The organism is Modestobacter sp. SYSU DS0290, from assembly GCF_054050955.1.
In genome coordinates this window covers 48,114-66,667 of record NZ_JBJHAI010000010.1, presented here as the reverse complement: position 1 = coordinate 66,667, position 18,554 = coordinate 48,114, and the positions used below count along the sequence as shown (strand labels likewise).

Annotated in this window: 21 protein-coding genes; 13 read left to right on the top strand and 8 right to left on the bottom strand. The window is 75.0% G+C overall.

Features of this window, described 5'->3' with window-relative positions:
- Positions 1-36: 36 nt before the first annotated feature.
- Both ACI795_RS10720 and ppgK read right to left on the bottom strand, forming a co-directional pair.
- Positions 37-1,350 carry an RNA polymerase sigma factor gene (locus ACI795_RS10720; RefSeq protein WP_457075481.1) on the bottom strand — a complete coding sequence of 438 codons (1,314 nt, stop codon included), beginning with the start codon at positions 1,348-1,350 and terminating at the stop codon, positions 37-39.
- Positions 1,351-1,664: 314 nt separating this feature from the next.
- Entirely contained in the window at positions 1,665-2,408 is a 744-nt protein-coding gene (gene ppgK, locus ACI795_RS10715) for a polyphosphate--glucose phosphotransferase (RefSeq protein WP_457075480.1), read from the bottom strand.
- Positions 2,409-2,470: 62 nt separating this feature from the next.
- Between ppgK and ACI795_RS10710 the strand changes: the two genes are divergently transcribed.
- Positions 2,471-3,319 carry an inositol monophosphatase family protein gene (locus ACI795_RS10710; protein ID WP_457075479.1) on the top strand — a complete coding sequence of 283 codons (849 nt, stop codon included), beginning with the start codon at positions 2,471-2,473 and terminating at the stop codon, positions 3,317-3,319.
- 21 nt (positions 3,320-3,340) lie between these two features.
- On the opposite strand, the gene ACI795_RS10705 is transcribed toward ACI795_RS10710, so the two are convergent.
- Together ACI795_RS10705 and ACI795_RS10700 are read right to left on the bottom strand one after the other, a co-directional pair.
- Positions 3,341-3,880, bottom strand: a complete 540-nt coding sequence (locus tag ACI795_RS10705) for a LytR C-terminal domain-containing protein (protein ID WP_457075478.1) — start codon at positions 3,878-3,880, stop codon at positions 3,341-3,343.
- Between the two features lie 30 nt (positions 3,881-3,910).
- On the bottom strand, positions 3,911-4,957 hold the full coding sequence (locus ACI795_RS10700; RefSeq protein ID WP_457075477.1) for a phosphotransferase family protein: 1,047 nt from the start codon (positions 4,955-4,957) through the stop codon (positions 3,911-3,913).
- 271 nt (positions 4,958-5,228) lie between these two features.
- On the opposite strand from ACI795_RS10700, the gene ACI795_RS10695 reads away from it, so the two are divergent.
- The 7 genes from ACI795_RS10695 (at position 5,229) to ACI795_RS10665 (ending at position 9,873) form a co-directional block, all read left to right on the top strand.
- Positions 5,229-5,528 carry a DUF4193 domain-containing protein gene (locus ACI795_RS10695; protein WP_153356348.1) on the top strand — a complete coding sequence of 100 codons (300 nt, stop codon included), beginning with the start codon at positions 5,229-5,231 and terminating at the stop codon, positions 5,526-5,528.
- Between the two features lie 88 nt (positions 5,529-5,616).
- Complete coding sequence (locus ACI795_RS10690; protein ID WP_457075476.1) at positions 5,617-6,552, top strand: hypothetical protein; 936 nt, start codon at positions 5,617-5,619, stop codon at positions 6,550-6,552.
- Between the two features lie 27 nt (positions 6,553-6,579).
- Positions 6,580-7,116, top strand: a complete 537-nt coding sequence (gene dut, locus ACI795_RS10685) for a dUTP diphosphatase (RefSeq protein ID WP_457075475.1) — start codon at positions 6,580-6,582, stop codon at positions 7,114-7,116.
- A 1-nt stretch (position 7,117) separates the two neighbouring features.
- Positions 7,118-7,843, top strand: coding sequence for a DUF3710 domain-containing protein (locus ACI795_RS10680; RefSeq protein WP_457075474.1), 726 nt, complete (start codon positions 7,118-7,120; stop codon positions 7,841-7,843).
- A complete protein-coding gene (locus ACI795_RS10675) occupies positions 7,840-8,637 on the top strand; it encodes an alpha/beta hydrolase family protein (protein ID WP_457075473.1) in 798 nt (265 codons plus the stop codon). Before ACI795_RS10680 ends, ACI795_RS10675 begins: the two co-directional genes overlap by 4 nt.
- Positions 8,634-9,050, top strand: a complete 417-nt coding sequence (locus ACI795_RS10670; RefSeq protein ID WP_457075472.1) for an OB-fold nucleic acid binding domain-containing protein — start codon at positions 8,634-8,636, stop codon at positions 9,048-9,050. Before ACI795_RS10675 ends, ACI795_RS10670 begins: the two co-directional genes overlap by 4 nt.
- 7 nt (positions 9,051-9,057) lie before the next feature.
- A complete protein-coding gene (locus tag ACI795_RS10665; protein ID WP_457075471.1) occupies positions 9,058-9,873 on the top strand; it encodes a DUF3159 domain-containing protein in 816 nt (271 codons plus the stop codon).
- 13 nt (positions 9,874-9,886) lie between these two features.
- On the opposite strand, the gene ACI795_RS10660 is transcribed toward ACI795_RS10665, so the two are convergent.
- Together ACI795_RS10660 and ACI795_RS10655 are read right to left on the bottom strand one after the other, a co-directional pair.
- Positions 9,887-10,555, bottom strand: a complete 669-nt coding sequence (locus ACI795_RS10660; protein WP_457075470.1) for a potassium channel family protein — start codon at positions 10,553-10,555, stop codon at positions 9,887-9,889.
- On the bottom strand, positions 10,555-11,226 hold the full coding sequence (locus ACI795_RS10655; RefSeq protein ID WP_457075469.1) for a potassium channel family protein: 672 nt from the start codon (positions 11,224-11,226) through the stop codon (positions 10,555-10,557). Before ACI795_RS10655 ends, ACI795_RS10660 begins: the two co-directional genes overlap by 1 nt.
- 248 nt (positions 11,227-11,474) lie before the next feature.
- On the opposite strand from ACI795_RS10655, the gene ACI795_RS10650 reads away from it, so the two are divergent.
- Together ACI795_RS10650 and ACI795_RS10645 are read left to right on the top strand one after the other, a co-directional pair.
- On the top strand, positions 11,475-13,463 hold the full coding sequence (locus ACI795_RS10650; protein ID WP_457075468.1) for an APC family permease: 1,989 nt from the start codon (positions 11,475-11,477) through the stop codon (positions 13,461-13,463).
- Positions 13,456-14,745, top strand: a complete 1,290-nt coding sequence (locus ACI795_RS10645) for a class I SAM-dependent RNA methyltransferase (protein ID WP_457075467.1) — start codon at positions 13,456-13,458, stop codon at positions 14,743-14,745. The genes ACI795_RS10650 and ACI795_RS10645 overlap by 8 nt, the downstream gene beginning before the upstream one ends.
- A gap of 1 nt (position 14,746) precedes the next feature.
- Here the strand turns inward: ACI795_RS10645 and ACI795_RS10640 are convergent, their stop codons facing one another.
- Entirely contained in the window at positions 14,747-15,397 is a 651-nt protein-coding gene (locus tag ACI795_RS10640) for a class I SAM-dependent DNA methyltransferase (protein WP_457075466.1), read from the bottom strand.
- Between the two features lie 96 nt (positions 15,398-15,493).
- Here ACI795_RS10640 and ACI795_RS10635 point away from each other — a divergent pair, with 96 nt between their 5' ends.
- The 3 genes from ACI795_RS10635 (at position 15,494) to ACI795_RS10625 (ending at position 18,197) form a co-directional block, all read left to right on the top strand.
- Entirely contained in the window at positions 15,494-15,862 is a 369-nt protein-coding gene (locus ACI795_RS10635; RefSeq protein WP_457075465.1) for a hypothetical protein, read from the top strand.
- A gap of 113 nt (positions 15,863-15,975) precedes the next feature.
- Positions 15,976-17,898 (top strand): 1-deoxy-D-xylulose-5-phosphate synthase, encoded by a 1,923-nt coding sequence (dxs, locus tag ACI795_RS10630; protein ID WP_457075464.1) that lies wholly within the window; start codon positions 15,976-15,978, stop codon positions 17,896-17,898.
- Positions 17,895-18,197: a thiamine-binding protein gene (locus ACI795_RS10625; protein ID WP_457075463.1), complete on the top strand. Its 303-nt coding sequence runs from the start codon at positions 17,895-17,897 to the stop codon at positions 18,195-18,197. The genes dxs and ACI795_RS10625 overlap by 4 nt, the downstream gene beginning before the upstream one ends.
- 25 nt (positions 18,198-18,222) lie before the next feature.
- On the opposite strand, the gene ACI795_RS10620 is transcribed toward ACI795_RS10625, so the two are convergent.
- Complete coding sequence (locus ACI795_RS10620) at positions 18,223-18,516, bottom strand: hypothetical protein (protein WP_457075462.1); 294 nt, start codon at positions 18,514-18,516, stop codon at positions 18,223-18,225.
- Positions 18,517-18,554 lie beyond the last annotated feature (38 nt).

Genomic DNA, 18,554 nt, shown 5'->3' with positions numbered 1-18,554 from the left:
CGAGCCTGCGAGGCGTGGGTGGAGAGGGGTCCTTCCTCAGTCCAGGTAGTCGCGCAGCACCTGCGACCGGCTCGGGTGCCGGAGCTTCGACATCGTCTTGGACTCGATCTGCCGGATCCGCTCGCGGGTCACCCCGTAGACCTGGCCGATCTCGTCGAGCGTGCGCGGCTGGCCGTCGGTGAGGCCGAAGCGCAGCCGGACCACGCCGGCCTCCCGCTCCGACAGCGTCTGCAGCACGCTGGTCAGCTGGTCCTGCATGAGCGTGAAGCTGACCGCGTCGACCGCGACGACCGCCTCGGAGTCCTCGATGAAGTCGCCGAGCTGGCTGTCGCCCTCGTCGCCGATGGTCTGGTCGAGGCTGATCGGCTCCCGGGCGTACTGCTGGATCTCCAGCACCTTGTCCGGGGTGATGTCCATCTCCTTGGCCAGCTCCTCCGGGGTGGGCTCACGGCCCAGGTCCTGGAGCAGCTCGCGCTGGATGCGGCCGAGCTTGTTGATGACCTCGACCATGTGCACCGGGATGCGGATGGTGCGGGCCTGGTCGGCCATGGCGCGGGTGATCGCCTGGCGGATCCACCAGGTGGCGTAGGTGGAGAACTTGTAGCCCTTGGTGTAGTCGAACTTCTCGACCGCACGGATCAGGCCCAGGTTGCCCTCCTGGATCAGGTCCAGGAACGCCATGCCGCGGCCGGTGTAGCGCTTGGCCAGGGAGACCACCAGACGGAGGTTGGCCTCCAGCAGGTGGTTCTTGGCGCGCTCGCCGTCACGGACGATCCAGTTGAGGTCCCGCCGCATCTGCGGCGAGATCTTCTGGCCCTCCTCCTCGACCTGGCGCAGCCGCTCGGCGCCGTAGAGGCCGGCCTCGATCCGCTTGGCGAGGTCGACCTCCTCCTCGGCGGTGAGCAGCGCGACCTTGCCGATCTGCTTGAGGTAGGCGCGGACGGAGTCGGCCGACGCGGTGAGCTCGGCGTCCTTGCGCGCCTGGCGCAGCGCCTCGGACTCCTCCTCGTCGTCCCACTCGAAGTCGGTGCCGCCCTCGGCCTCCTTCTCGTCGCTCTCGGCGACCGCGACACCGTCCTTGCCGGTGACGACGGTCTCGTCGAGCTTGAGGCCCTCGGCGCCCGCGTCGACGACGGCGACGGCTGCGCCGTCGGAGGCGACCGCGGTCAGCACGGTGCCCTCACCGCTGCCGGGGGAGGGGGTGATGGTCGGCTTGCGTGCCGGGGCCTTCTTCGCCGTGGTCTTGGCGGCGGCCTTCCTGGCCGGGGCCTTCTTCGCGGCGGCGGTCACGGTGGCGGTGGACTGCGACGAGGCACTGGCACGCGCGGCGACCGTCCTCGGGCGGCTCACGCCGGCTGCTTCCGGACCCTGCTGATCGGCGGGCACTCAGGTTCCTTCCCGTACTGCGGTGCGTTCCTCGAGGACCGTGTGGCCCGCGGGCAGCGGCCCCGGGCGCCGACCCGGCGGCAGGTCCCGACGGCGGACCGCCCGGTGTTTGACCGGGTGATCGAGAGGGGATGTCCTGCTGGCTGGGGGAGCGGCGCTGGTGGGGCTCTTCCATTGTAACGACGCCTGGGCACCGGTCCACTGGTTCTGGCCGGGAAGCGGCCCCGTCACCTGCGCCGTCCCCCCGCCGGGGGAGGGTCGGGGGCCCCGGCCGGCCTTCACTGGCCGATGTGCTGCTCCGCGGCGAGCGCTGCGCCCACGATGCCGGCGTCGTTCAGCAGCTGCGCGGGGACCACCCGGGTGCGGGTGGACAGCAGCGGCACCCACTTCTCCGACTTCTTGCTCACCCCGCCGCCGACGATGATCAGGTCGGGCCAGAGGCTCTGCTCCAGCACGTCGAGGTACCGGTCGACGCGCTTGGCCCACTCCGGGTAGCTCAGGTCCTCCCGCTCGCGGGCGGAGGCGGAGGCGCGCTTCTCGCCGTCCTCGCCGTCGACCTCGATGTGCCCGAACTCGGTGTTGGGCACGAGCCGGCCGTCGATGAACAGCGCGCTGCCGATGCCCGTGCCGAAGGTCAGCATGAGCACCAGGCCGCGCTCGTCCCGGCCCGCCCCGTAGGCCATCTCGGCGATGCCGGCGGCGTCGGCGTCGTTGAGGGTCTGCACCGTGCCCGGGACGACCGCTTCCAGCCCCGCGGCCATGTCGGTGCCGATCCAGCTCTTGTCCATGTTCGCGGCGGTGAACGCCTCGCCGTGCTTCATCACCCCGGGGTAGGTGACGCCGATCCGCCCCTCCCACCCGAAGGAGGTCACGATCTGCCCGACCACGTCGTAGACCGGGTCGGGCAGCGCGGGCTGCGGCGTCGGGATCCGCACCCGCTCACCGACCAGCTCGCCCTTGTCCAGGTCGACCACGCAGCCCTTGATGCCGCTGCCACCGATGTCCACTCCGAAGCCCTGCACGGGGGGAGGCTAGCGACCCGTCGGGACGACGGCACGCAGGTCGGGCAGGATCCCTCTCCGTGATGACCTCCGGCACCCACTCATCCCCCCGGGGCGCCGCGGCGCCCGACCTGCGCGCCGAGCTGCTCGAGCTGGCCCGGGCCACGGCCGAGGAGGCCGCCGCGCTGGTCGGGGCGGGCCGCAGCACCGCGGCCGACCAGGTGGACACCAAGTCCAGCCCGGTCGACGTCGTCACCGCCGTGGACACCGCCAGCGAGGCGCTGATCGTCCGCCGGCTCGCCGAGGCCCGGCCCGACGACGGCGTGCTGGGCGAGGAGGGCGCCGCGCGGGAGGGGACCAGCGGCGTCCGGTGGGTCGTCGACCCGATCGACGGGACGGTCAACTTCCTCTACGGGCTGCCGGCGTACGCCGTCTCCATCGCCGCCGAGGTCGACGGCCGCACCCAGGTCGGGGTGGTGCTCAACGTGGCGACCGGGGAGCTGTTCACCGCGGTGCGCGGCGGCGGCGCCTGGCTGACCGCCCCGGGCAGCGCCGCGATGCAGCTGCACGGCAGCTCGCCGGCGTCGCTGGAGCAGGCACTGGTGGCCACCGGGTTCGGCTACCGGGTCGAGCAGCGGCGGGCCCAGGGCGCCGTGGTGGCGCAGCTGCTGCCCGAGGTGCGCGACATCCGCCGGTGGGGCTGCGCCTCCCTGGACCTGTGCGCCGCGGCCGCCGGGCGGGTCGACGCCTACTACGAACTGGACCTCAAGCCCTGGGACCACGCGGCCGGGGCGCTGGTGGCCGAGGAGGCCGGGCTGGTGGTCACCGGGACCGCCGGGCGGCCCTTCGCCGAGCCGATGGCGGTGGCGGCGGCCCCGCAGGTGGCCGGGGCGCTGGTGGAGCTGCTGGAGCGACTGCACGCCGCCGGCTGACCACGGTGCCCGCCGGCCCGCTCAGCAGGTGGCGGTGTCCTCGGCCGGGGCGAGCGCGGCGGCGACCTCCTCCGCGGAGGCCAGGCCGGCGTAGTCCGGCCCGATCACCACGTCGACCAGGGCCGTCGACCGGGTGTCCCGGCGCTCGGTGGCCTGCGGCAGGTAGAGCTGGACGTAGTCGGCGGCCTCGCGGCCGGCCTTCCCGTACCGCAGCTCGCCGACGCCGGTGACCTCGTTGTCGGTCGGGTCGTTGGCGATCTCCTCGACCACGAAGCCGATGGACTGCAGCTGGGTGGCGACCTCGCCGGCCCGGCCCCCGATGTCGGTGGCGTTGAACACCCGGAGCGTCACCGTCGCGGGGTCGAGCTCGGTCGGGACGGCGTCGGCGCTGCTGCACGCGGCCGCCCGGGCCTCCTCGCGATCGCGCTCGTCGCCGAGCACGTTCCACCAGACGGCCAGCGCCGCCAGCGCCAGCACCAGCAGGAAGACCAGCGCCGGGAGGGGGCGGCGCCCTCGCGTGCCGGGGGGACGCTGCGTGCTGTCACTTCCCGGCTCGCTCACGGCCCGTGACTCTAGTGGCGGGTGGGGTCGCTAGAGCGCACCGTCGGCCAGCGCGGCGCGTCCCCGCTCGACGCACGGGCCGATCTTCTCCGCGAAACCGGCGGTGTCCTTGCCGGCCATCGCGCCCGCCCGGGACCGCGCCACCACTCCGGCCACGATCGCGGCGAACTTGAACCAGGCGAAGCCGACGTACCAGGACAGCTCGGTCAGGTCGGCCCCGGTGCGTTCGGCGTACCGCTGCGCCAGCTCCCGGCGGGTGGGGAAGCCCGGCAGGGTCGTGACCGACGAGATGGTGAGGGCGGCGTCCTCGCCTGCCTCGGGCCAGTAGACGAAGAGCATTCCGAGGTCGGTGAGCGGGTCGCCCAGCGTCGACATCTCCCAGTCCAGCACCGCGCGCACGCGGCCCGGCCGGTCCGGGTCGAGCAGGCAGTTGTCCAGCCGGTAGTCGCCGTGGGTGATGCCCGACCGCCGGCTCTCCGGCACCCGGGCGGCCAGCTCGGCGGCCAGGGCGTCCAGCGCCGGGCGGTCGGTGTCCCGGGTCGCCTCCCACTGGGTGGTCCAGCGGCGCACCTGGCGGTGCAGGAACCCCTCGGGCCGGCCGAAGTCGGCCAGCCCGACGGCGGCCGGGTCGACCGCGTGCAGGTCGGCGAGCACGTCGACCAGGCCGTCGGCCACCGCCCGGCGCCGTCCGGGGTCGTCGGCGTAGCCCGGTGGCAGGGCCGTGGCCACGTGCACGCCGACCACCCGCTCCATCACGAAGAAGGGCGCACCCAGGACGGCGGGGTCGGTCTCCAGGTGCACGGTCCGCGGCACCGGGACCGGGGTGCCGGCGAGGGCGGAGATCACCCGGTGTTCCCGCGCCATGTCGTGCGCCGTCGCCAGGACGGCGCCGGTGGGCGGCCGGCGGAGCACCAGCGCGTCGTCGGCGGAGCCGCCCGCGGGGGTGATGACGTAGGTGAGGTTCGACATGCCCGCGGTGATCAGTTCCACCCGCACCGAACGCCACGCCTCGTCCCCGAGGACGCGGGCCAGATGGGGCCCGAGCACGGCCGGATCGGCACCCACCGGAGTCGCCATCGGCGCAGGGTAGCCTCTGGCGCTCCCCGTGCTGGGCAGCCGTTCGGCGGCCGCTCCGCACGCCCGATGTGTCGCTCCCGCCGGGGCGGGCACAAACCGGGGCCGGACCGCGTTGGGGGGCCTGCCGGAGTGCTGGCGCCCACCTGTGGGCCCCGGCCGGCGACAGACACCTGGCCGCTCCGGCGGCCGGTACCACCGGCCGGTGGCGCCACGGCGCCGCCGGCGACGAACGGGCAGCGCGCCCGCGATGACTACAGAGAAGGGGCACCCCATGGCCACCGACTACGACGCCCCCCGCCGCAACGAGGCCGACGAGCTCGGGGAGGACTCCCTCGAGGAGCTCAAGGCCCGCCGCGCGGAGGCGCAGTCGTCCTCGGTCGACGTCGACGAGACCGACTTCAACGAGAACCTCGAGCTCCCCGGCGCCGACCTCTCCAACGAGGAGCTCACCGTCCGGGTGCTCCCCAAGCAGGAGGACGAGTTCACCTGCTCCCGCTGCTTCCTCGTGCAGCACCGCAGCCGGCTGGCCTCCACCCGTGGCGACCAGCTGTTCTGCCGCGACTGCTCCTGATGCAGGACCCCGCTGCTCGCCACCCCTCGCACGCTCGCGGCGGGGCCCTGCAGCGGGGCCGTTCCAGCACCTCACCTGGGGGAAGACCATGAGCCAGCCCGGTCACCGCAGCGGCGCGCCGCGGGACGTCCCCCCGACCCGACCCGTCGGGGCGGGGGAGGAGCCGCTGGTCGGCGAGGTCGTCGGCTCCGGACTCGGGCCCGCGGCCCGGGCGCTGGCCGAGGCCGTCGCCGGGCTGCTGGGCCGGGACGGGACGCCGACCCGGCCCTCGGACCCGTCGCCGGGCCAGGACCGGCCCGGTGCGGCCGCCGCTGGCCGGGTGCTGTCGGAGGTGGCCGCCGCCATCGCCGGCGCGGCCCGATCGGCACGGAGCGGCGACGACCGCGCTGCGGGCACCGGGCGGGGGGCCGGCCGGTCGGGCGGGGCCTCGGCACCGGGTGGGCTGCTGGGTGACCTGCTCACCGCCGCCGCCCCGCGGCTGCCGGTCCGGGACCGGGCGCGGCTGCGCGCCGCCCACCCCGGCGCCACCGACGAGGAGATCGCCGAGGCCCTGGTCGCCCGGGCGGCGCGGTTGACCGGCGCCGTCGGCGCGGCGACCGGTGGGCTGGCGGCGGCCCAGTGGTTCGCCCCGCCGACCCTGCTCGCCGTCCCGCTGGAGCTCGGCGCGCAGACCGCGCTGACCGCCGCGGTCGAGGTGGTCCTCGTCGGGGAGCTGCACGAGCTCGCCGGGCGACCGGCAGCCGGTGACGCCCGTCAGCGCGCCTCCGCCTACCTGACCAGCTGGAGCACCCAGCGCGCCGTCGGCACGTCCTCCGGCGGTGGGCTGTTCGGGATGATCGGCTCGGCCGGGGCGTCGGCGCTGCGCCGTCAGCTCACCCGCCGGATGGCGCGCAGCACCACCTCGCTGGCCCCGCTGCTGGTCGGTGCCACGCTGGCCGCGCGGGGCAACCGGAAGGCGACCGTCACGCTGGCCGACCGGGTGCGCGCCGACCTGCGGACCCCGCTGCCCCCGCCCCGGTCCTGAGCCCTGCCCCGCGGCTAGCCTCGCGCCGTGTCCGCACTCCACCCCGGCAGCCCGGCCCCGGCCGACGACTCCCTCGACGTCCCGGTCCTGCTCACCGCGGCCGACGCGGTGGCGCCCGCGTACGCCCTGCCCGGTGATGCGGGCGCCGACCTGTGCGTGGCCGAGGACGTCGAGCTCGCCCCGCACCAGCGGGCGCTGGTCGGCACCGGGGTGGCGGTGGCCATCCCCGCCGGGTACGCCGGGTTCGTGCACCCGCGGTCCGGCCTCGCCCACCGGCTGGGACTGAGCCTGGTCAACGCCCCCGGCACGATCGACTCCGGGTACCGCGGCGAGATCAGGGTGAACCTGGTCAACCTCGACCCCAGCGCCACCCTCCGGCTCTCCCGCGGCGACCGGGTCGCCCAGCTGGTCGTGCAGCCGGTGGTGCGGGCGCGCTTCGTCCCGGTGACCGAGCTGCCCCGCAGCGAGCGCGGCAGCGGCGGTCACGGCTCCACCGGCGGCGCCGCGGCACTGGCCGCAGACGACACGGCGCTGACCGCAGACCCCACGGAAGGACGGCCCTGAGATGCCCATCGGACGACGGCGCAACCGGATCGACCGGACCCTGCGCGAGCGCGGCGTCCCGCCGGAGCCGCAGGTCCGCGAGCGGGTCGAGCTGGAGACCTCCGGGCCGTGGGACGCCGCGGACGCCCCGGAGGACGGACTGCCCCGCATCGACCTCGGGTCACTCCGGCTGCCGGCCGTCCCCGGCATGGAGCTGCGGGTGGAGGTCAACCAGCAGCAGCAGGTGGTCGCCGCCACGCTGCGGGCGGGGGAGTCGCTGCTGCAGGTCTCGGCGTTCGCCGCGCCGCGCGCCGGCGGTCTGTGGGACGAGGTCCGCGCGGAGCTGGCCCGCAGCGCCAGCGGCCAGGGCGGGCGCCTCGCCGAGACCGAGGGGCCGTTCGGCCCGGAGCTGACCGGCACGGTGGTGGCGACGACGGCGGCCCAGCCCGGTCAGCCTGCGACGCCCAGGCCGGAGCGCCGGGCGGCCCGGTTCCTCGGGGTCGACGGCCCCCGGTGGTTCCTGCGCGGGCTGCTGAGCGGGCCGGCCGCGGCGCCGGACGGCGACGCGACCGCCCTGGAGGACGCGTTCCGGGACATCGTCGTGGTGCGCGGCAGCCAGCCGATGCCGGTGCGGGACCCGCTGCCGCTGTCCCTGCCGCCGCAGGCCGCCGCGCAGGCCGCCGAGCAGCTCGCCCGCCAGCAGCAGGCCGGCCGTCCGGCGACCCCGCCGGCCGGCGGGGTCGGGTGACCACCCCCGCGGTGCACCGCTACGGGCCGGCGGCCGACCAGTTCCTCGAGCTGACCCTGCCGGACGGGGACGCACCTGCGCCGGTCGCGGTGGTCGTGCACGGCGGCTTCTGGCGCGCTCCGTACGGCATCGAGCTGGCCCGCCCCCTCGCCGCCGACCTGGCCGGCCGCGGGTGGGCGGCGGTCGCGGTCGAGTACCGCCGGGTCGGCGCGGGCGGTGGCTGGCCGGCCACCCTCGCCGACGTCGCAGCGGCGGTCGACGCGCTGGCGGAGCTGCCCGAGCGTGGCCGCCTGGACCTGGACGACGTCACGGTGGTCGGCCACTCGGCGGGTGGGCACCTGGCCGCCTGGCTGGCCGGACGCGGGTCGCTGCCGCCGGGCGCACCCGGTGCCGGGCCCCGGGTGCGGGTGACCAGCGCGGTGCTCCAGGCCGGGGTGCTCGACCTGGTGGCCGCGGCCGAGGCGGGGCTGGGCGACGGCGCGACCCAGGAGCTGCTCGGTGGCGGCCCGGACGACGTCCCCGAGCGGTACGCCGCCGCCGACCCGGTCCGGCTGCTGCCCACCGGAGCCCCGACGCTGTGCGTGCACGGGAGGCAGGACACCTCCGTCCCGCCGGCGCAGAGCGAGCGGTACGCCGCGGCGGCCGGGCGCGCCGGTGACCGGGTCGAGGTCGACCTCGTGGCCGGTGACCACATGGCCCTCATCGACGTCGCCGGTGAGCCCTGGCGACGCACCGTCGAGTGGCTCAGCACACGCCCGACAGCCGCCCGGCGCGGCACTACGCTGGGACCGTGACCGAGACCAGGGCCGAGACACGGGGCGGGGCACCGGCCGCCCAGCCGGGAGCGCGGGGCTGGCTGTCCCGCACCCTGCAGAAGCTGACCGCCGACGACCACGAGGTCGACGCCCGCGCCCTGCAGTCCGACGTCGTCTCCGCCGGCTGCGCCCCGGTCAGCGCCTGCCGCAAGGGCGAGGTGGTCACCGTCACCGGCCGGCTGAAGTCGGTCGTCTACACCCCCCGCGAGACGGTCCCCACCCTGGAGGCCGAGCTGTTCGACGGCTCCGGGTCGGTCACCCTCGTCTGGCTCGGCCGGCGGCGCATCCCCGGGATCGAGCCCGGGCGGCGGCTGACCGCGCGCGGCCGCTTCGCCGCCTTCGACGGCCGGCAGGTCATCTACAACCCCTGGTACGAGCTGAGCGCCGGGTGACCCGGCGGTGACCGGGGCACCGGGGAGCGGCCCGGCCGACGACTCGGCGGCGTTCACGTTCGACCGCCACCTGGTGCTCGACCAGCTCGGCGGCTGGCGCGGCATGGTCGACGCCTCGCTGCCGACCGTCGCCTTCGTCGTCGCCAACGCCATCGGCGGGCTGCGGGTCGGCATCTGGACGGCGGTCGCCGCAGCGGTGGTGGTCTTCCTGCTGCGGCTGGTCCGGCGGCAGACCGTGCAGCAGGCCATCAGCGGCCTGTTCGCCGTGGCGGTCGCCGTCGTCATCGCCTGGCGGACCGGCGAGGCACGGGACTTCTTCGTGCTGGGGATCGTGCGCAACGCCGGCATCGGCGTGGTGCTGATCGGCTCGCTGGCGTTCCGCCGGCCCCTCGTCGGCGTCGTCGCCGAGTGGCTGGCGCCGAGCCACCTCGGCGCGATGGCGGCCCACCGGCTGCCCTCGTTCCGGGACCGGCTCCCCGGGAGCCGCAGGCCGGTGCCCGCGGTCGACGTCGACGCCGCCGCCGAGGCGGTCACCCAGGCCCGGCAGCCGGACGTCGCACCCGAGGTCCACTGGCGGGACGACCCGCGGATGCTGCGGGCCTACTCCTGGCTCACCGTGCTCTGGGGCGGGGTGTTCCTGCTCCGCGCCGTCGTCCAGGGTGTCTTCTACTGGGCTGACGAGGTGGGCTGGCTGGGCACGTCCTCGGTGGTGCTCGGCCTGCCGGTGACCGCCGTCCAGCTGGTCGTCACGCTCTGGGTGGTCGCCCGCCTGCACCGCCACCGCTCCCCGGAGCCGGCTCCCGACGAGCAGCGCCCCGCCTAGTCACGGGGGTCCTTCAACAGCTGCCGTCGGGGCAGAGGGTCTGCTGCAGCTCGTCCTCGATGTCGCCGTGGGCGACGAACAGCAGCTCGTCCCCGGCCTCCAGCGGCTCGTCGGGGTCGGGGGTGATCACCCGGTCGCCGCGGAGGATCGTGGTGAGCACCGTCTCCCGGGGCAGCGGCACCTCGCGCAGCGGCCGGCCCACCCAGGGGGTGTCCTCGGCCAGGGTGATCTCCACCAGGTTCGCCGCGCCCTTGCGGAAGCTCATCAGCCGCACGACGTCGCCGACGGTGACCGCCTCCTCGACCAGCGCGGCCAGCACGCGCGGCGTGGAGACCGCGACGTCCACGCCCCAGGCCTCGGTGTAGAGCCACTCGTTGCGCGGGTCCTTGACCCGGGCGACGACGCGGTTCACCGCGAACTCGGTCTTGGCCAGCAGCGAGACGACCAGGTTGGCCTTGTCGTCACCGGTGGCGGCGATGACCACGTCGCAGGTGGCCAGCTGGGCCTCCTCCAGGGAGGAGACCTCGCAGGCGTCGGCCTGCACCCACTCCGCGCCCGGCACGGCCTTGGGCTTGACCCGCGAGCCGTTGCGCTCGATGAGCATCACGCTGTGCCCGTTGCCGAGCAGCTCGGTGGCGATGGAACGGCCGACGGCGCCCGCCCCCACGATGGCCACGCGCATCAGCGGTGCCCTCCCTCGGCCGGGGCCTGGGCGACGGCCTGGTGCACGCGGTCGGTGATGTCGTCGGTGGCGGCGACCACGAGGTGGTCGCCGGTCTGCAGCACGGTGGTGGGGGTGGGCAGCTGGGCGTCGCCGAAGCGGACCACCCAGGCGGCCCGGGCGCCGGAGGCGGCCTCGAGCTCGCTCAGCGGCCGGCCGACCCAGCTGTCGGTGACGGTGACCCGCATGAGCAGCACCTGCCCGGTGGGCTCGCGCCAGATCTCGGTGACCTTGACCGAGAGCAGCTCGCGCATCAGCCGGTTCACCGTCCACGGGACGGTGGCGACGCTGGGGATGCCCATCCGCTCGTAGACCTCGGCGCGCTTGGAGTCGTAGATGCGCGCGACGACGTGCTCGACGCCGAACGTCTCCCGGGCGACCCGGGCACTGATGATGTTCGAGTTGTCCCCGCTGCTGACCGCGGCGAAGGCGCCGGCGGAGTCGATCCCGGCGTCCAGCAGCGTCTGCCGGTCGAAGCCGAGTCCGGTCACCTGCCGCCCGCCGAACTCAGGACCCAGCCGGCGGAAGGCCTCGGGGTCCTGGTCGATGACCGCGACGCTGTGCCCGATCGTCTCCAGGCGCCGGGCGATCGCCGACCCGACCCGGCCGCAGCCCATGACGACCACGTGCACGTTGTCCCACCCCGCCTGATCGACGTCTCGTGCCCGTGCGGACCGCCCCGGGCTCCAGCGGGCGAAGCTACACCCGCACGTCGCCGGGAGTGGCCGCGCAGGGCCGCTCGTGACCCGCCCGGGGGGCCCGTGTGAGTGAGGTCGCCCCGTCCCGGCCTCCAGCGGGCCCCGGCGTCCGTACCATCGCCGCCGTGCCATCCCTGTCCGACCTCGGACAACTCCCGAAACGACTCGTTCTCGGACGCCCCGTGCGCAGCGACCGGGTCGGTGAGTCGCTGCTGCCCAAGCACCTGGCGCTGCCGATCTTCGCCAGCGACCCGTTGTCCTCGGTGGCCTACGCGACGCAGGAGATCCTGATCTTCCTGACGCTGGCCGGGACGTCGTTCCTGTTCCTCACACCGTGGTTGGCGGCCGTCGTCGTCCTGCTGCTCGGCGTGGTCGTGCTGTCCTACCGCCAGGTGGTGCACGCCTACCCGTCCGGCGGCGGCGACTACGAGGTCGCGATGAAGAACCACGGCCAGCTCGCCGGTCTGGTGGTGGCCAGCGCGCTGCTGACCGACTACGTGCTCACCGTGGCCGTGTCGGTCAGCTCCGGGACCGACAACATCATCTCCGCGTTCCCCGCGCTGAACGAGTACCGGGTGCTGATCGCGGTCGGCCTGGTGCTGCTGCTGGTCGCGATGAACCTGCGCGGGGTCCGGGAGTCGGGCCGGACGTTCGCGGTCCCGACCTACGCGTTCATCGCCTGCATCATGGTGATGATCGGCACCGGCCTGGTCCGGGAGTTCTTCACCGACGCCCCGGCGGTGGCCGAGAGCGCCGGCTACCTGATCGAGCCGGAACCCGGCTACGAGCAGGTCACCGGGATGGCGCTGATCTTCTTCGTGCTGCGCGCGTTCGCCTCCGGGTGCACCGCGCTGACCGGGGTGGAGGCGATCGCCAACGGGGTGCCGGCGTTCCGCCCGCCGAAGAGCAGGAACGCCGCGACCACGCTCGCGCTGATGGGCGGCATCGCCGCCACGATGTTCGCCGGGGTCACCGCGCTGGCCCTGATGTCGGACGTCAAGTACGCGGAGAACACCTGCGACCTGGTCGGCTTCACCGACTGCGAGACCCAGCCGCAGCGCACGGTGATCGCGCAGGTCGCCGCGGCGGTCTTCGGCGGACCGGACTCGATCGGCTTCTACGCGGTGCAGGCGGCGACCGCACTGGTGCTCATCCTCGCGGCGAACACCGCGTTCAACGGCTTCCCGCTGCTGGGCTCCGTGCTCGCCCAGGACCGGTTCATGCCCCGCCAGCTGCACACCCGCGGCGACAAGCTGGTCTACAGCAACGGCATCCTGCTGCTGGCCGGCTTCGCGATCCTGCTGCTGGTCGTCTTCGAGGCGGACTCCACCCAGCTGATCCAGATGTACATCGTCGGTGTCTTCACCAGCTTCACCCTCGGTCAGTGGGGCATGGTCCGGCACTGGAACCGCGAGCTGCGCGGCGAGACCGACCCCCGCGCGCGCGGGCGCATGCAGCGCTCCCGGCTGATCAACGCCACCGGCGGGTCGATGACCACCGTCGTCCTGATCATCGTGGTGATCACCAAGTTCGCCGGCGGCGCCTGGATCGTCATCGCCTCGATGCCGGTGATCTACTGGCTGATGAAGGCGATCAACCGGCACTACTCGAACGTCGCCGCCCAGCTGGTCCCCGACACCGACGCGCGGACCAAGCCCAGCAAGGTGCACGCGGTGGTGCTCGTCTCCAAGGTGCACAAGCCGACGCTGCGGGCGCTGGCGTTCGCCCGGGCCACCCGTCCGGACGTGCTCACCGCCCTCACCGTCAACGTCGACGACGCCGACACCCGCGCGCTGCAGGCCGACTGGGACCGCTACGACATCCCGGTTCCGCTGACCGTGCTGGAGTCGCCGTACCGGGAGATCACCCGGCCGGTGGTCGACTTCGTCAAGGACATCCGCCGCTCCAGCCCGCGGGAGCTGGTGGTGGTGTTCGTGCCGCACTACGTCGTGGGCCACTGGTGGGAGAACGTGCTGCACAACCAGAGCGCGCTGCGGCTGCGCAGCCGGCTGCAGTTCCAGCCCGGCGTGATGATCACCAGCGTGCCGTGGCAGCTGGACAGCTCGCTGGACCACGACCGTGACGGCGGGGCCAGGGCCGGGGCCGGTCCCGCGCCGGGTGACCTGCGCCGCGGGCTGACGACCGACGCCGAGCAGACGCCGTATGGCTGAGCGCCGCCGGCGCCCGCCGTCCCGCCCCCAGCGCCAGGCGCCCGACGCGACCGGTGGCTGGGTCGGGCGGCGGTTCGAGGTGACCGTCGGGCCGGTGGCGCACGGCGGGCACTGCGTGGCCCGGCACGAGGGCCGGGTGGTGTTCGTCCGGCACACGCTGCCCGGCGAGCGGGTGGTCGTCGAGGTCACCGAGGACCGGCAGAAGGGCTTCTGCCGCGCCGACGCCGTCGAGGTGCTCGAGGCGGCGGCGGACCGGGTCGAGCGGCCGTGCGCGTACAGCGGCCCGGGCCGCTGCGGCGGGTGCGACTGGCAGCACGTCAGCCACGAGGGCCAGCTGCGGTTGAAGGCCGACGTGGTCCGGGAGCAGCTGTCCCGGCTGGCCGGCCTCGACGTCGACGTGACCGTCGAGCCGCTGCCGGGCGGACCGCTGCGCTGGCGATCCCGCGCGCGGTTCGCGGTCGACCGGACCGGGTCACCCGGGCTGCGCCGGCACCGCTCGCACGACGTCGTCCCGCTCGACGACTGCCCGATCACCGCCGAGCCCGCCGCGCAGGCGGTGCTCTCCCGCCGCTGGCTGGACGCCGGCGCGGTGGACGTCGCGCTGGACTCGGTCGGGGTCGTGACGACGACGACGCTGGACCGCCGCGGTCGGCCGCTGGACACCCAGGTGCTGCGCCCGGGCGCCGACGTCCCGGAGGAGCCCGCCGGCCGCGCGCAGCGCACCGCGGGCGGACGGGACTGGGAGGTCGAGGGCACCGGCTTCTGGCAGGTGCACCCGGCTGCCGCGGACGCCCTGGTCGGCGCCGTCCAGGAGTTCGCCGCGGCGGTGCCGGGGGAGACCGTGCTGGACCTCTACGCCGGCGCCGGTCTGTTCGGTGGCGCGCTGGCGCCCGCGGTGGGGGAGCGCGGGCGGGTGGTGTGCGTGGAGTCCGACGAGGCCGCCTGCGCCGCCGCGGACGCCAACCTGGCCGACCTGCCCCAGGCCGAGGTGTGGCAGGGCGATGTCGACGCCGCCGGGCTCACCGAGCTGCTGGGCGACCTGGGCCGGCCGGACGTCGTCGTGCTGGACCCGCCGCGGGCGGGCGCCGGGCCGGAGGTGAGCCGGGTGATCGCCGGGGCCCAGCCGCGCGCGGTGGTGTACGTGGCCTGCGACCCGGCGTCGCTGGCCCGCGACGTGGCGGCGCTCGCCGGTGCCGGCTACCGGCTGGCCGACCTGCGCGCCTTCGACGCCTTCCCGATGACCGCCCACGTGGAGTGCGTCGCGCTGCTCGTCCCGGCCTGAGCTACTGCCGGACGGCCAGCAGGTACGCCTGGCGGGACTTCTCGTACCCGGTCTCGGGCTCGCGCAGGACCCGGGCGCGCACGGCCAGGCCGGCATCGGTCAGCTGTCGTTCGACCCGGTCGGGATCGGACCGCCACACGTGCAGCGAGATCTCGTGGCCGTAGCCCTGCCGGTGGTGCACCGGCTCGTCGGTGCCGGCCTGGAACGCCAGCAGCAGCGGTGCGCCGGGCCGCAGCACCCGCGCGAGCTCGGCGAACACCGCCGGCTGCCGCCCGGGCGGGGTGTGGATCACCGAGTACCAGGCCAGTGCCCCCGCCAGGCCGCCGTCCGGCAGGTCGAGCGCGGTCAGCGAGCCGACCTCGAAGCGCAGGTCCGGGTGGCTCCGCCGGGCCACCTCGACCATGCCCGGGGAGAGGTCGACGCCGAAGACGTCCAGGCCGAGCCCGGCGAGGTGGGCGGTGATCCGGCCGGGCCCGCACCCCAGGTCGCCGACCGGGCCGCCACCGCGGCCCAGCACCTGCTCGGCGAAGACGCCCAGCAGCGCCCGGTCCATCGGGCTCTCCGCGAGCGACGTGCGGACCAGCTCCTCGTAGGAGACGGCCACGGTGTCGTAGGCGGCACGGGCCTCGGTCACGTGGTCCGGTTCGGTCACCCACCGCACGCTACGACCGGGTACCGACAGATCACGCTTCGAACACACGTGCGATCCGGTGTCGGTGCGCAGGCGGCCCGGCCGCACACTGGGCGGGTGAGCGACGCACTTCCCCCCGGGTGGCCGGACGAGGTCGCACCACCCGGTGTCCCCGACTGGGAGCAGACCGCCGTCGCCTGGCTCTACGACCTGGTGCCGCCGGACTACCGCGCCCACGAGGTGCTGCGCCGCTACCCGGTGCTGCTGGCACGCTTCGCCGCCGACCACGTGGCGGCGGGCCTGGAGGCCGCCCGGACAGGCTGGCGCACCGTGCGGGTCGAGCTGGCCGACGAGCTGCCGCCGGAGGCGATGGAGGCCGCGATGAGCGCCTACGAGCGTGAGGGCGCCCGGCTCAACCGCGCCGCCCGGGGGGTGGAGGTGGTCGGCGGCGCGCTGCGCGGGGAACGCTGGGTGCCGCGGCTGTAGCGAGACGAGCTTCCTCTGCTCACCGGGGGAGATCGGTCGTGCGCGGTTACAGTGGGAGCCCCACCGGCAGCGCCCCCCGGGCGCCGCCGTCGTCGAGAGGACCCTGCCCCGTCGTGTCGTTGCTCAGCTCGCTGACCGGGCCCGCCGACCTCCGGGCGCTGCGGCCGGACCAGCTGCCGGTCCTGGCCGCCGAGATCCGCGACGCGCTGGTCGCCAGTGTGGCGAAGACCGGTGGGCACCTCGGCCCCAACCTGGGCGCGGTCGAGTTGACCATCGCGCTGCACCGGGTCTTCGACTCCCCGCGCGAGCCGATCGTCTTCGACACCGGGCACCAGGCCTACGTGCACAAGCTGCTCACCGGGCGGCTCGACGGCTTCGCCCAGCTGCGCCAGCGCGGCGGCCTGTCCGGCTACCCGAGCCGGGCGGAGAGCGAGCACGACTGGGTGGAGAACAGCCACGCCTCGACGTCGCTGTCCTACGCCGACGGCCTGGCCAAGGCCTTCGCCGTCCGCGGGGACGTGCGGCCGGTGGCCGCGGTCATCGGCGACGGCGCGCTGACCGGCGGGATGGCCTGGGAGGCGCTGAACAACATCGCCGCCGCCCAGGACCGCCCGGTCGTCATCGTGGTCAACGACAACGGCCGGTCCTACTCGCCGACCATCGGCGGGGTCGCCGATGCGCTGGCCAGCCTGCGGCTGCGCCCGGGCTACGAGGAGGCGCTGGCCGCGGTCCGCCAGGCGCTGCACAAGGCCCCGGTGGTGGGCACGAAGCTCTACGACGCGCTGCACGCGATCAAGAAGGGCCTCAAGGACGTCCTGTCCCCGCAGGGCATGTTCGAGGACCTCGGCATGAAGTACGTCGGCCCGGTCGACGGCCATGACGTCGAGATGATGGAGCACGCGCTGCGCCGGGCCCGGTCCTTCGGTGGGCCGGTCATCGTGCACGCGGTGACCACCAAGGGGTTCGGCTACCCGCCGGCGGAGACCGACACCGTCGACGCCTGGCACTCCACCGGGGTCTTCGAGCCCGACAGCGGGCTCTCCTCGGCGGCCAAGGGGCCGGAGTGGACCGACGTCTTCGCCGACGAGCTGGTGCGCATCGGCGCCGAGCGCTCCGACGTCGTCGCGATCACCGCGGCGATGCTGCACCCGACCGGGCTGGCGCCGTTCGCCGAGCGGTTCCCCGAGCGGACCTACGACGTCGGCATCGCCGAGCAGCACGCGCTCACCTCGGCCGCCGGGCTGGCGATGGCGGGGCTGCACCCGGTCGTCGCCGTCTACTCGACCTTCCTCAACCGGGCGTTCGACCAGCTGCTGATGGACGTCGCCCTGCACCGGCAGCCGGTCACCGTGGTGCTCGACCGCGCCGGGGTCACCGGATCCGACGGCGCCTCGCACAACGGCATGTGGGACATGTCGATCCTCTCCGTGGTCCCCGGCCTGCACCTGGCCGCGCCCCGCGACGAGCCGACCCTGCGCGAGGCGCTGCGGGAGTCGATGGAGGTCGCCGACGCGCCCACCGTCGTCCGCTTCCCGAAGGGCGCCCTGCCGGTCGAGGTGCCCGCGCTGGAGCGCCGCGGCCCCGTCGACGTGCTGCGCCGGGCGGCGTCCCCGGAGGTGCTGCTCGTCGCCGTCGGCTCGCTGGTGCCGATGTGCCTGGCGGTCGCCGAGCGCGCGGCCGACCACGGCATCGAGGTCACGGTGGTCGACCCGCGGTGGGTGCTCCCGGTCGCCGACGAGCTGGTCGCCCTCGCCGGTGAGCACCGGCTGGTCGTCACCGTGGAGGACGGCGGCCGCGCCGGTGGCGTGGGGACGACGCTGACCCAGGCGCTGCAGGACCGCGACTGCGACGTGCCGGTGCGCACCCTGGGCCTGCCGCAGCGCTTCTTCGACCACGGCAGCCGTGGGCAGGTGCTGGCCGACGCCGGCCTGACCGAGCAGGACGTCGCCCGCCGGATCGTGGAGTGGGCGGCCCGGGTCGCCGACCGGAGCGCCGGGGAGAACCGGGTGGCCGACATCGAGGGTCAGCAGCAGTGAGCGAGCCGACCGGCGAGTGGGTGATCGCCGAGATCCAGGTGGCTCCCTCGCCGCCGGGCACCGCGGCCGACCCCCATGCGCACGTCGAGGCGGCCATCGGTGCGATCGCCGGCTCGGGGTTGCGGTACGAGGTCGGCGCCCTGGGCACCACGCTGGAGGGGCCGGCGGACGTCGTCTGGGACACCCTGCGGGCCGCGCACGAGGCGATGATGCTGGCCGGCGCCGACGGCGGGCTGTCGCACGTCAAGATCGCCTCCGTGCAGCGCACCATGGACAGCCTCACGCACAAGTTCGGCTGAGCTCGGCGGCCGGGGGCCGCTGGCGTCAGCCGAGTCCGCGGTGGGCCGCCCACAGCTGTGCCGCCCGGTCGGCTGCCGTGGCCACCAGAGCGGTGAGCTCGGCCCGGGCGGGCACGGGGAACGACACGTATCCGCCGCGGCCGCCGGCGGTGGGTCGCCCGTAGGCCTTGGCCGCGACGTGCCCGTCCGGGAGCAGCCGGACGTTGAGCGTGGTCAGCACGAACTCCTCGCCCCGTCGGGTGTCCGTCCAGCGGAGCGCCTCGGGCACCGTGACGTTGATGGCCAGGGCGCTCACCTCGGGGTCGACGTCGCTGCTCATGCCCGCATGCTCGCACCGATGGGCCGCCGTCCGGGCTC